Raw genomic sequence first — 12304 nt, forward strand, 5'->3', positions numbered from 1 at the left:
TTCGTGGCGTCGTCGGCTGCGTCAGGAGTAGCGATGAAAACGTATTGGGGTCGCCTGCGTCTCCTTGGGCGGCGAGTGTAAAGTGTAGCGATGCGGCCTCAGGCGCGAACGGCGAGCCGCGCAGTGATCACCTTCGCCTGTGCCTTTGCGGCGGGGGGCAAGCGCTGGTCTGCTCGAATTTTTATCGTCTAGCTGGTTGAAACTGCGTCCGTTGCGGGCTGCAGAAGCCGGCCGGCCGAGAAACGGCAGCCGCACTTATAAAAGCACGCCAAGGCATGCGGGCATCCGTCAGTTGCAAAGGACAATAGTGGCCGCGCCGATTGGCCATCACGGGTCCATTAGGGCAGCCACCAACATCAGTTCGCAAGAGGAGCAAAAGCAATATGTATCGTCGTCACCTGATCAAAGGGTTGGTTGCGCTCGGCGCATGCCGGATTTGCGTTCAAGCCGCCCAAGCGACCAGTGCCCATTGGGGATACACCGGTCCGGTCGGACCGGAGCACTGGGCTGATCTGGATAAGAAAAATTTCGTATGCTCTGCCGGCACGCAGCAATCGCCGATCGATATCAACAGCGCGGTCAAGGCGGATATCCCGCATATCGCCATCGGCTGGCACAAGGGCGGCGGCAATATGGTGAACAACGGCCACACCATTCAAATCAATATGCCACAAGGCAGCACGCTGACCCGCGGCGATCGTGTCTACGAACTGGTACAGTTCCATTTCCATGCGCCAAGCGAACATCACGTGGCGGGCAAGAGCTTCCCGCTGGAGGTGCATTTCGTTCACAAGGACACGCAAAGTGGTACTCTGGGCGTGCTGGGCGTCTTTTTAACGCCCGGCGCGACAAATGCCAGCTTTGCTGCCCTTGCTGCGGCCTTTCCCGAACTGCCGAATGGGGAGGTTACGATCGACGAGGTGAATCCCAACTGGCTTCTGCCAGCGTCGCTTGGCTATTGGACTTATGAGGGCTCACTGACGACGCCGCCGTGCGCCGAAAACGTCGAGTGGATGGTGGCGATGGAACCGGTTGACGTTGATCCGGCAGACATCCAGCGATTTACCTCACTTTACCCGTGAACGCGCGCCCTTTTCATTCACCCAATCGACGCTTCATCCTGCGCCAGAGTTGAGCGCCGCCCCAGCGGTTCCGCACGGTCCAACATTCTTGGCACAAATTGGCGCGAAGCCTCCTCTTCCGGTCTGGCGGTCTGACGGCGCTCCCCAAGCTGGCTAGTCTAAAGGATAGGGATTCGGTGCCGGCACCACTCGTCCCAAAGACGTCGCGGCGAGGTTTGTCTGCAACCCGGCAATCACACGCCGCCCCGCCGTGGCAATGAAGACGTCTCTGTCGAGTCCGACGGAATATGATGCGCATGGAATAGCTGGCCGAAAAGGTGACCAGCGACAGGTGGTTCGAAGCCCGCGTCTTGCCGCAGCTGCACGTTCTACTCTGGGGTAACAAGAGGGCGGTGTATACCTTCTCTTAGCTTCGCCGCCAACTACTCGGTTTTCCGAATTGCTCTCTATATTCTTGAAGGCGATGCGTTCGTTAAAGACATGTGCTGCGCACCTGGTGTAAAAGCTGCTCTCATCATGCAGAGGTCAAGTTGTAGCTGATGTTGCCCTTGATGCCGCAGCCTACCGCGGCGGGACCAAACTCAATGGCAAGCAGGCCGGCTAGGATCGTGCAGCCAGTCGCGAGCCTCGCCCACAACGGGGTCTCACGCGCATGATGGCGCCGGCCATGGGTTCGGCGGTTGTACTCATTGTCTACATAGCGCCGTTTGCCCTCGCTCTTTCTCCCCGCGGGGCAGTATGCCCATCTATCATGACCAGGTGCATATTAGCCCTATGCAGACAAGCGGGTGGCTACTTACATCGTGAGCGTTCTCGAGAAGCCGTAGTGGCGCACCGTGCTGACCAACAACGAAAAGGCGCAACCCCTTGCCCGCGCGTTCGGTTGCCGCTCACTCGTCATCTTCTGGCGGTTCTAGTTTGCCAACCGAAACCTCTAGCCTCGTGGTGCACTCAATAAGGTTAGCTAGCAATTTGGCATCAATGTCTGTGTGCCCCTCGTACTCGGAGAGGTTTCGCTCGTTGTGCGCTTTAGAAAAATCTGAATGTCAGCCTTGTCGGTTCCGACGGTATGAACGAGCGCTTGAAACACCGAAGTGCGATTGTCCGAGCGATAGCCTTCGCGGCGTAGGGCTGCCAGGGCAAGCCGATGCGCAGCTCCATATAAGAGAGTGAATTGGCTGTCGGGGTCGAGACCTTTCTGTGCGTCAGTTAAATTCTTGCGGGCGCCACCCAGCATGCCGTCATATTCGGACAGCGATGGGGGCTCACTTTTCATCAGCCCAATCTTTACGAGGTTGTCTAGTTCTTGCTTGCCCACGCTTGTAAATCTTTCTCCGAGCCGATGAGGAAAATCTTTGGAAGGGTACTTACCTTTCGGACAAACGACCCTTTCTGCGACGCCTTTCGTTGCCATTCCTCCGGCGACAGAAATGTCGGACTGACCTTTCGGCCTAGTCTCAGTTCCGCGTTTTGTGCGGCTGAATAAAGTTCAGAGAGGTTCAGGTTATCGCCGACCACCATCAAATCGATATCGCTGCGTTCTGTGTCCGTGCCTTTGGCGACTGAACCGTACACGAAGGCAGATTTGATCGAATGAAAGTGCGACAGCAATTCCCTTAGTGGCTCGGTTGGTATTTGGTTCTTAAGTGAAAAGTGCGCCGTGCTCTGCAAAGCAGGGGGGGCTGCGTTCTCAGGCCCCGCGCTAGTGCCGTCACGATGCGCCTTTAGGCGCTGGTATTCATCGACCGAAAGCAGCACAAGCCGTTCGCGGCCATTCTTGCTGATGATCACGGGTTCCGCTAGCGCCTTGTCCTGATACACCCCTAAGTTGCGCTGAAATTCAACCGAGCTAATGACCGACATAGAATTGTCCCGATAATCCGTTATATCCGTATAATACGTATCTTTTTGAAAATATCAATGATCTCGTGCTAAGGTACTGAATTATTTGCCTTCGATATAGCGCGTCGGCGGAACCAACTCGTAGACGGGCTATGAAAGGTTAAGCGCGGATGTCTATCGGCCGCCGGCGTTCCCGCTCCGCAAGCCTGCCTGAACTATTCCGCGCGGCGGTCAAGCCCCAGGCTCCTGCTCATCCAGCGACCGCAGGCTGGAAAGACAATAGCCGACGTCTTCCGATGGTCTCGCCATCAGCTTTGGGCTAGCTCCCCATTATCCCGCTTCGAGCTCGACACAGGGCGGTTTCGATGGCGCACGACAATCTGTGTCGGCTTTGTCGTGTCCGTGACAGACGCCTGAAAGGCCCGCTCGCGCGTTTTGCCGCCGTCTAAGTGGCTGGAATTTAATAACGAAGTTTCTTCTCGGATCGGCCGATCACGCTGGTACGCTTTTTGCGATGCTTGGTGTGAGGCGGCACGAGCTGCCTATCGGCACTTGTGTCGCGGGCAGTCGCGATGATTAGAACGAAGGAAGGAAAGCTATTATGTCAGGTCTGCGTCAGATCGCCTTTTACGGCAAAGGCGGCATCGGCAAGTCCACCACCTCCCAAAATACGCTCGCCGCCCTTGTCGACCTCGGGCAGAGAATCCTCATCGTAGGATGCGACCCCAAAGCCGATTCCACACGCTTGATCCTGAATTCGAAAGCTCAGGATACCGTCCTGGATCTCGCCGCACAGGAAGGTTCGGTGGAAGACCTCGAACTCCAGGACGTGCTCAAGGTCGGCTACAGAGGCATCAAGTGCGTGGAGTCCGGCGGCCCCGAGCCGGGTGTCGGTTGCGCCGGCCGCGGCGTCATCACCTCGATCAATTTCCTCGAGGAGAATGGCGCTTATGACGATGTCGATTATGTCTCCTATGACGTCCTCGGCGACGTGGTATGCGGCGGCTTCGCCATGCCGATCCGCGAAGGCAAGGCCCAGGAGATCTACATCGTCATGTCCGGCGAGATGATGGCGCTCTATGCCGCCAATAACATCGCCAAGGGCATCCTCAAATATGCCCATTCGGGCGGTGTGCGGCTGGGCGGGCTGATCTGCAATGAACGTCAAACCGACCGTGAACTCGATCTGGCCGAAGCACTGGCTGGCCGATTGAATTCCAAGCTCATCCACTTCGTGCCCCGCGACAACATCGTCCAGCATGCCGAACTCAGGAAGATGTCGGTGATCCAGTACGCGCCGGACTCCAAGCAGGCAGGGGAATACCGCGCTCTGGCCGAGAAGATCCACGCCAATTCGGGCCAGGGTACGATCCCGACGCCGATCACCATGGAGGAGCTGGAGGAGATGCTGCTCGACTTCGGCATCATGAAGACCGACGAGCAGATGCTTGCCGAGCTTCACTCCAAGGAAGCGGCGAAGGCGGCGGCCCAGTAGTGACATTAGCGCTGCCATGAATCGGCGCGCCTTGCAGAGAACGGCGCCTATTCGTTGAGGCGTCACCCAACCTTGAAAGGGGACTCATGAGCCGGGAATACGAGAATGACGGTGCTCTTCATGCGAAGCTTATCGAAGAGGTGTTGTCGCATTATCCCGACAAGGCGGCGAAGCGCCGCAAGAAGCACCTCAACGTCGCAAAGAGCGGCAACGAGGCTGGCGGGGAAAGCGAGGTCCTTTCCGAATGCGACGTCAAATCGAACATCAAGTCCATTCCCGGGGTGATGACGATTCGCGGCTGTGCATATGCGGGTTCGAAAGGCGTGGTGTGGGGGCCAGTCAAGGATATGGTCCATATCTCGCACGGCCCGGTCGGCTGCGGCCAATACTCTTGGTCGCAGCGCCGCAACTACTACGTCGGTACGACGGGCGTCGACACGTTCGGGACAATGCAGTTCACCTCCGATTTCCAGGAGAAGGACATCGTCTTCGGCGGCGACAAGAAGCTGGAACAGATCATTGACGAGATTGAAGTCTTGTTTCCGCTTAACAACGGCATCACCGTGCAATCCGAATGCCCTATCGGCCTGATTGGCGATGACACCGAGGCGGTTTCTCGCAAAAAGACCAAGGAGTATGACAAGACGATCGTGCCGGTACGCTGCGAGGGTTTCCGCGGCGTCTCGCAGTCGCTTGGCCACCACATCGCCAATGATGCGATCCGGGATTGGGTCTTCGACAAAAAGGATGTCAAGTTCGAGGCCGGCCCCTACGACGTCAACGTCATCGGCGACTACAATATCGGCGGCGATGCCTGGGCCTCGCGCATACTGCTTGAGGAGATAGGGCTGCGCGTGGTCGGCAACTGGTCGGGTGACGCCACACTCGCAGAGATCGAGCGCGCCCCGAAGGCTAAGCTCAATCTTATCCACTGCTACCGGTCGATGAACTACATCTGTCGGCATATGGAGGAAAAGTATGGCGTCGCTTGGATGGAGTACAATTTCTTCGGTCCCTCCCAGATCGAAGCCTCTCTGCGCAACATAGCCAAGCATTTTGGGCCGGAAATCGAGGAAAAGACCGAAAAGGTCATTGCCAAGTACAGGCCGCTTGTTGATGCGGTCATCGCCAAGTACCTGTCGCGCCTGGAAGGAAATACCGTGATGCTCTATGTCGGCGGCCTGCGCCCCCGCCACGTCGTCACGGCCTACGAGGACCTCGGCATGGTCATCGTGGGCACCGGCTATGAATTCGCCCACAGCGACGACTATCAGCGCACCGGCCACTACGTGAAGAACGGCACGCTGATCTATGATGACGTGACCGGCTATGAGTTGGAGAAATTCATCGAAGGGATTCGCCCAAATCTGGTCGGCTCGGGAATCAAAGAAAAATACCCGGTGCAGAAGATGGGCATACCGTTCCGCCAGATGCATTCCTGGGATTATTCAGGCCCGTATCACGGGTACGATGGCTTTGCCATTTTCGCACGTGATGTGGATCTCGCCATCAACAACCCGGTCTGGGACCTATTCCACGCGCCTTGGAAAAGAAGCCGGGGCGATGAGCGGGCGATGGCTGCCGAATAAACATCTGCTTTAGCCCCAGTCTCCCACTGAGACGGTGAACTCCCGCGGCCTCTGATCCGCCGGAGCCTGGAACGTCTTGACGTCCTGAGCTGCCGTACCGCGCAGCCAGATGCAAAAGAGGTAATCATCATGCCGCAGTCGGCTGAAAAAATTCTCGATCACGCTCCCCTGTTCCGCGAGCCGGAATACAGAAAGATGCTCGCTGAGAAGAAGCTAAACTTCGAATGTCCGCACCCCGATGAGATCGTTTCCGATCAGCGCGATTTCACCCAGACGTGGGAATACCGCGAAAAGAACCTCGCCCGCAAAGCGCTTGTCGTGAACCCGGCCAAGGCCTGCCAGCCGCTGGGTGCGGTATTCGCTGCCGCCGGCTTCGAACGAACCATGTCCTTCGTCCACGGCAGCCAAGGTTGCGTCGCCTATTACCGCTCGCACCTGTCGCGCCATTTCAAGGAGCCTGCCGCGGCGGTCTCCTCCTCAATGACCGAGGATGCGGCGGTGTTTGGCGGCCTGAAGAACATGGTCGACGGGCTCGCCAACACCTACCAGCTCTACGACCCGAAGATGATTGCCGTGTCGACGACCTGTATGGCAGAGGTCATTGGCGACGACCTGCACAGCTTCATCCAGAACGCCAAGGACGAAGATTCAGTCCCGCGCGACTTCGACGTGCCCTTTGCCCACACGCCGGCCTTCGTTGGCAGTCATGTCGACGGCTATGACAACATGGTCAAAGGCATTTTGGAGCACTTCTGGAAAGGCCAGGAGCGTACGCAAGTCGAAGGAGCCATCAACATCATTCCGGGCTTCGACGGCTTCTGCGTCGGCAACAACCGGGAGCTCAAGCGCCTGCTCGATGTAATGGGCGTGTCCTACACATTCATCCAGGATGCCTCTGACCAGTTCGATACGCCTTCGGACGGTGAATACCGCATGTATGACGGGGGCACGAAGATCAACGAGGTGAAGAAGGCCCTCAACGCCGAGGCAACGCTTTCGCTGCAGCATCACAACACCCGAAAGACGCTGGGCTATTGCGAGGAGGTCGGGCAGGCGACGGCCTCGTTCCACTATCCGCTCGGCGTTCAGGCGACCGACGAATTCCTGATGGAGGTCGCGGCGATTTCCGGCAAGGAGATCCCCGAGGCAATTCGCCTCGAGCGCGGCCGACTGGTAGACGCCATGGCGGACAGCCAATCCTGGTTGCATGGTAAGAAATACGCCATCTACGGCGATCCCGACTTCGTTCACGCGATGGCCCGCTTTGTCATGGAGACCGGCGGCGAGCCAACCCATTGCCTCGCCACCAATGGCACCTCGGCATGGGAAGCCGATTTGAAGAAGCTGCTAGCATCCTCGCCTTTCGGCAAGGCTGCCCAGGTTTGGGCGGGCAAGGACCTGTGGGCGCTGCGCTCACTGCTCTTTACCGAGCCGGTGGACCTTTTGATCGGCAATTCCTACGGCAAGTACCTGGAGCGCGACACCGGAACGCCGCTGATCCGGCTGATGTTTCCGATCTTCGATCGGCACCATCATCACCGCTTTGCGCTCTTTGGCTACCAGGGCGCGTTGCGCGTGCTTACGACGATCCTCGACAAGATCTTCGACAAACTCGATCGCGAGACGAGCGAGACGGGTGTGACGGATTATTCCTATGACCTCACGCGCTAAGAGCCGTGGCCGGCTTTTCGCCGAGGCCATTCCTTGCCCAATGGACTGGGGAGGCTGAGCAATGTCCTCCCTCAGCGCCAAAATCAAGGACGCCTTCGATGAGCCCGCCTGCGATAAGAACCGTGGCAAAGATGCCAAGGCGCGCAAGGAGGGCTGCTCGAAGTCGCTGACACCAGGGGCGGCAGCCGGCGGCTGCGCCTTTGACGGAGCCAAGATCGTCCTGCAGCCGATCACCGACGTTGCGCATCTGGTCCATGCGCCGCTTGCCTGCGAGGGCAATTCTTGGGACAACCGTGGTGCGGTTTCGTCAGGACCGACCTTGTGGCGGACAAGCTTCACGACCGACCTCACCGAACTCGACCTGGTGATGGGGCAGGGCGAGCGGAAACTCTTCAAGGCGATCCGCGAGATCAAGCACACATACGCGCCGCCGGCGATCTTCGTCTACTCGACTTGCGTAACGGCGCTGATCGGTGACGACATCGAGGCCGTGTGCAAACGCGCCACGGAAAAGTTCGGTTTGGCCGTGGTGCCGATCAATGCGCCTGGCCTGGCAGGCTCCAAGAACCTCGGCAACAAGCTCGCCGCCGAGGCGTTGCTCGATCATGTCATCGGCACGGTCGAACCCGACGACTCTGGGCCCTACGACATCAACATCCTTGGCGAATTCAACCTCTCGGGCGAATTCTGGCTTGTAAAGCCGCTCCTCGATCGGCTCGGGATCCGGGTGCGCGCCTGCATTCCCGGCGATGCGCGTTACCGCGACATTGCTTCCGCGCACCGCGCCCGGGCGGCAATGATGGTGTGCTCGACCGCGCTGATCAGTCTTGCCCGCAAGATGGAGGAGCGCTGGGACATCCCGTTCTTCGAGGGCTCCTTCTATGGCATCTCCGACACATCGCAAGCTCTTCGCAACCTTGTCAGGCTGCTGGTGAGGAAGGGCGCCGATCCGGAGATCCTCGAGCGCACAGAGACGCTAATCGCGCAGCAGGAGGCGATCGCGTGGAAGAAACTCGAATCCTACCGGCAAAGGCTCCAAGGCAAGCGCGTGCTGCTCAACACAGGCGGTGTGAAGTCCTGGTCGGTTGTCCATGCGCTGATGGAGATCGGAATCGAGATCGTCGGCACCTCGGTCAAGAAATCTACGGTGCAGGACAAGGAGCGCATCAAACAAGTTCTCAAGCACGACAAGCACATGTTCGAATCCATGGCTGCGCGCGAGCTGTACGCCATGCTCTCTGAACACAGGGCCGATATCATGCTGTCGGGCGGTCGCACGCAATTCATTGCGCTCAAGGCCAAGACGCCCTGGCTCGATATCAACCAGGAGCGCCAGCATCCTTATGCCGGCTATGACGGCATGGTGGAACTCGTACGCCAGATCGACCTCGCCATTCACAATCCGATCTGGTCTCAGGTGCGCCAGCCGGCCCCGTGGGATTGCCAGCCTGATCTGATAGGCGAATTGCCGTGCACGAGGAACGAGACCGCGTACCTGTTTGATGAATTCGCATGCGCGACGGCACACGAGTGTTGAGGCGACCGATGGCCCGCATCCTTCTCCAGAGCAAATCGGCTGCGGTCAACCCGCTGAAGTCGTCGCAGCCGCTGGGTGCCGCCTTTGCCTTTCTTGGCGTCGACGGTGCGATGCCGCTGTTCCACGGCAGCCAGGGATGCACAAGCTTTGCGCTCGTTCTCTTCGTGCGGCACTTCAAAGAAGCGATTCCCTTGCAGACTACGGCGATGGATGAGGTGGCGACCATCCTCGGCGCAGCCGACCATCTGGAAGAGGCGATCCTCAACCTCAAGAACCGCACGAAGCCAAAGCTGATCGGGGTGTGCACGACCGCGCTCGTGGAGACGCGTGGCGAAGATTGCGCGGGTGATATCGCCAACGTCAAGCTGAAGCACACGCAAGAGCTTGCGGGTACGGAGGTCGTGCTGGCCAACACGCCGGATTTTGACGGCGCGATCGAAGAGGGCTGGGCCAGGGCAGTCACCGCAATGATCAAAGGGATTACACGCTCGGGCGAACGTGCGCGGCAGCCGAAGAAGATCGCGATCCTGCCCGGATGCAACCTCACTGTCGCCGACGTCGAGCATATGCGTGACATGGTTGAAAGCTTTGGGCTCAAGCCGGTTATTCTGCCCGACATTTCAGGCTCGCTCGACGGTACGGTTCCTGACCGCTGGGTAGCGACTACATACGGCGGCACCAGCGTCGAGGACGTTCGCGAGTTGGGCACGGCCATGCAATGCATCGCCATCGGTGAGCACATGCGCCGTCCGGCGAGAGTGCTGCACGGGTTGACCGGCGTGCCTTACGTGTTGTTCCAGTCACTGACTGGGCTGCAGGACACGGACCGCTTCGTGTCGCTGCTGTCTGCGATTTCGGGCGCGGCGGTACCGGCCCGCGTGCGCCGGCGCCGGGCGCAATTGCAGGACGCGATGCTCGACGGACATTTCCATTTCGGCGGCAAGAAAATTGCCATCGCTGCCGAACCAGACCAGCTGTTCCAACTCGCAGCCTTCTTTGCTGGCCTCGGCTCCGAGATAGCCGCGGCCGTCACAACGACCGACAGGTCTAAAATTCTCAAGAAAGTCCCGGCGGTTTCGGTTCAGATCGGCGATCTCGGCGATCTGGAAAGTCTTGCCGTCGGTGCTGACCTGCTTGTCACGCATTCGCACGGGCGCCAAGCATCGGAGCGGCTCGGAATTCCGCTCATGCGCATCGGGTTCCCGGTCTTCGATCGACTAGGCAGCCAGCACAAGCTCGCAATTCTCTATCAGGGCACCCGCGACCTGATCTTCGAGGTCGCCAACATCTTCCAGGCCAACCAACACGCGCCCACTCCTGAGGCGCTTGATCCACTCCGTAATCGAGAAATATCACATGAACGCTGTTCGCCGCCTCTCGCTGGTCAGTAATGAGGTTTTCGCCCCGATGCCTGAACGACGTGCGGGCGCATTGCGCGTTGCGATCGCCACTCATGACATGCAGAACCTCAATGCCCATTTCGGGTCGGCCAGGCGCTTTGCTGTCTACGACGTGACGCGCGAGGAATGGAATCTCGTCGAAGCCGTGGCCTTCGATGACGTTTCGGATGAAAGCGGGGAGCATCGGGCCGAGGGCGATGACCGCATCACGCCCAAGGTGGATGCGCTGAAAGGCTGTCATCTGCTGTTTTGTCTGGCGATTGGCGGACCTTCGGCAGCCAAGGTTGTCGCGGCAAAAATCCACCCGATCAAAGTGGCGGAGCCCCAATCCATCCAAGAGGTGCTGTTGCGCACGCAGATGATGCTCAGGACGTGTCCTCCGCCCTGGCTGCGCAAGGTGCTGGCGCAAGCGGGCGTTGCCGAAACGAAACCGTCCTTCGAGGACGAGGACTGATAGGAGGACGCCAAATGTCTGACCCCGCAATCCCCCCAGCTGTCACCGAAGACGAGGCGGCTCTTTGCACCCCGTTCGTCAAATGCCTCGTGCGGCTGATCCGTGCTCAGGATTCCTATGGCTCGTGGGAACGCAAAGCGGACGCCGAGCTGCTGGGCGACTTCATCATTACCAAGGAACAGCGCCGAGCGATCCCGATCATCGGAGATCCCGATCCGGACGTGCTGTGGAGGCTCGACAAGTACTACGCCGCCATCGGGCTTGCGATCGAGGAGCGCTGCGGCCTTATGGCATCGCCGATGATCCAGGTGAGCCATGAGGGTTTTGGTCGGGTGCTTTTCACGACCGGACGGCTGGTCGTTTTGTCCAAAACGCTGCGCGATGTCCACCGGTTTGGCTTCGAGACGCTCCTGAAGCTCGCCACGGCTGGTACGAAGCTGGTCGACGATGCGATTTCAGTCATCGAAACCTTTCCCCACGTGGCGCTGGCATGATGGGCGCGATTTTCGAGAAAGGCCACCATGACGGACCCGAGAAACTTTGTTGGCCAGTCCCCTCGATCCAGGGGCTCGAGGCCGACCAGGTTGTTGGGGTATCGCTGATGAAGAAGCCGCTGGTCCTGATCTGCTCGCAAGATGCCGAGTTCTATCTGCTCTACAGTCACATACTGGAGGTGGACGGTTTCAGCAGTGAGACGGCAGACGGCGCGAAGGCTGCGCTGGCCTTGGCCGAACAACGGGAGCTTCAGGCCGTAGTGCTGGATTGCGACCCAGCCAGCATAAACGGGTCCGCAATTTGCGCCCACCTCAAGCGGGAACCGCGCACCACCGACCTGCCCATCATCGCCCTGATCGCGCCTGGCGCCGAGCACCAGCACCTCGATCTCTTGAAGGCAGGCGTTGAGAGCTTTGTGCGGCCGGTGGCTCCGGCCAAGCTGCTCGACTGCCTGCGGGCGAGGCTCGGGCTGACCAAGCGTGGTTCGAACGGGGTTGAAAACGACAGTTGGATTTGTTGTGGAGGCCTGGAGATGAAGCTCGATGCCCGTCGGGTTCGCGGTAATGGCCACGACATCCATCTCGGACGGATCGAGTTCAACGTGCTGCGGCTTATGATTGAGGCCCCCGGCAAGGTCTTCAGCCGGGACGAGCTTATCGGGGCGGCCTGGCCGCCCAACATTCATGTCGGTGCACGCACCGTCGATGTCCATATCAGCCGAATCAGGAGGGCGCTGAAA

General features: G+C 59.1%; 10 protein-coding genes and 2 pseudogenes. 10 read left to right on the forward strand and 2 right to left on the reverse strand.

What is annotated here, in order from left to right:
- The first annotated feature begins 383 nt into the window (after positions 1–383).
- Both EOA29_RS11210 and EOA29_RS42940 read left to right on the forward strand, forming a co-directional pair.
- A pseudogene (locus EOA29_RS11210) lies at positions 384–1135 on the forward strand (carbonic anhydrase).
- Positions 1136–1295: 160 nt separating this feature from the next.
- Positions 1296–1492, forward strand: a pseudogene (locus EOA29_RS42940) (7-carboxy-7-deazaguanine synthase QueE); the annotation flags it as partial.
- A gap of 554 nt (positions 1493–2046) precedes the next feature.
- Here EOA29_RS42940 and EOA29_RS11220 read toward each other — a convergent pair.
- Both EOA29_RS11220 and EOA29_RS11225 read right to left on the reverse strand, forming a co-directional pair.
- A complete protein-coding gene (locus tag EOA29_RS11220) occupies positions 2047–2400 on the reverse strand; it encodes a hypothetical protein (protein WP_210211298.1) in 354 nt (117 codons plus the stop codon).
- A complete protein-coding gene (locus EOA29_RS11225; RefSeq protein WP_245466524.1) occupies positions 2382–2945 on the reverse strand; it encodes a type II toxin-antitoxin system prevent-host-death family antitoxin in 564 nt (187 codons plus the stop codon). Before EOA29_RS11225 ends, EOA29_RS11220 begins: the two co-directional genes overlap by 19 nt.
- A 580-nt stretch (positions 2946–3525) precedes the next feature.
- Between EOA29_RS11225 and nifH the strand changes: the two genes are divergently transcribed.
- The 8 genes from nifH to EOA29_RS11265 all read left to right on the forward strand — a co-directional run.
- Complete coding sequence (gene nifH / locus EOA29_RS11230) at positions 3526–4419, forward strand: nitrogenase iron protein (RefSeq protein ID WP_024505261.1); 894 nt, start codon at positions 3526–3528, stop codon at positions 4417–4419.
- Between the two features lie 86 nt (positions 4420–4505).
- Positions 4506–6008 (forward strand): nitrogenase molybdenum-iron protein alpha chain, encoded by a 1503-nt coding sequence (nifD, locus tag EOA29_RS11235; RefSeq protein ID WP_024505262.1) that lies wholly within the window; start codon positions 4506–4508, stop codon positions 6006–6008.
- Positions 6009–6137: 129 nt separating this feature from the next.
- Positions 6138–7679 carry a nitrogenase molybdenum-iron protein subunit beta gene (nifK, locus tag EOA29_RS11240; RefSeq protein ID WP_029356526.1) on the forward strand — a complete coding sequence of 514 codons (1542 nt, stop codon included), beginning with the start codon at positions 6138–6140 and terminating at the stop codon, positions 7677–7679.
- A gap of 61 nt (positions 7680–7740) precedes the next feature.
- Entirely contained in the window at positions 7741–9216 is a 1476-nt protein-coding gene (gene nifE / locus EOA29_RS11245) for a nitrogenase iron-molybdenum cofactor biosynthesis protein NifE (protein ID WP_126057648.1), read from the forward strand.
- Between the two features lie 8 nt (positions 9217–9224).
- Positions 9225–10607 (forward strand): nitrogenase iron-molybdenum cofactor biosynthesis protein NifN, encoded by a 1383-nt coding sequence (nifN, locus tag EOA29_RS11250; RefSeq protein ID WP_127220905.1) that lies wholly within the window; start codon positions 9225–9227, stop codon positions 10605–10607.
- A complete protein-coding gene (nifX, locus tag EOA29_RS11255) occupies positions 10573–11070 on the forward strand; it encodes a nitrogen fixation protein NifX (protein WP_029356520.1) in 498 nt (165 codons plus the stop codon). The genes nifN and nifX overlap by 35 nt, the downstream gene beginning before the upstream one ends.
- Positions 11071–11084: 14 nt before the next feature.
- Positions 11085–11564, forward strand: coding sequence for a NifX-associated nitrogen fixation protein (locus EOA29_RS11260; RefSeq protein ID WP_029356518.1), 480 nt, complete (start codon positions 11085–11087; stop codon positions 11562–11564).
- On the forward strand, positions 11561–12304 hold a 744-nt coding region (locus EOA29_RS11265), incomplete at its 3' end, for a response regulator transcription factor (protein WP_245468451.1). The genes EOA29_RS11260 and EOA29_RS11265, both read left to right, overlap by 4 nt.

Source organism: Mesorhizobium sp. M1E.F.Ca.ET.063.01.1.1 (genome assembly GCF_003998155.1).
Taxonomy (GTDB): domain Bacteria; phylum Pseudomonadota; class Alphaproteobacteria; order Rhizobiales; family Rhizobiaceae; genus Mesorhizobium.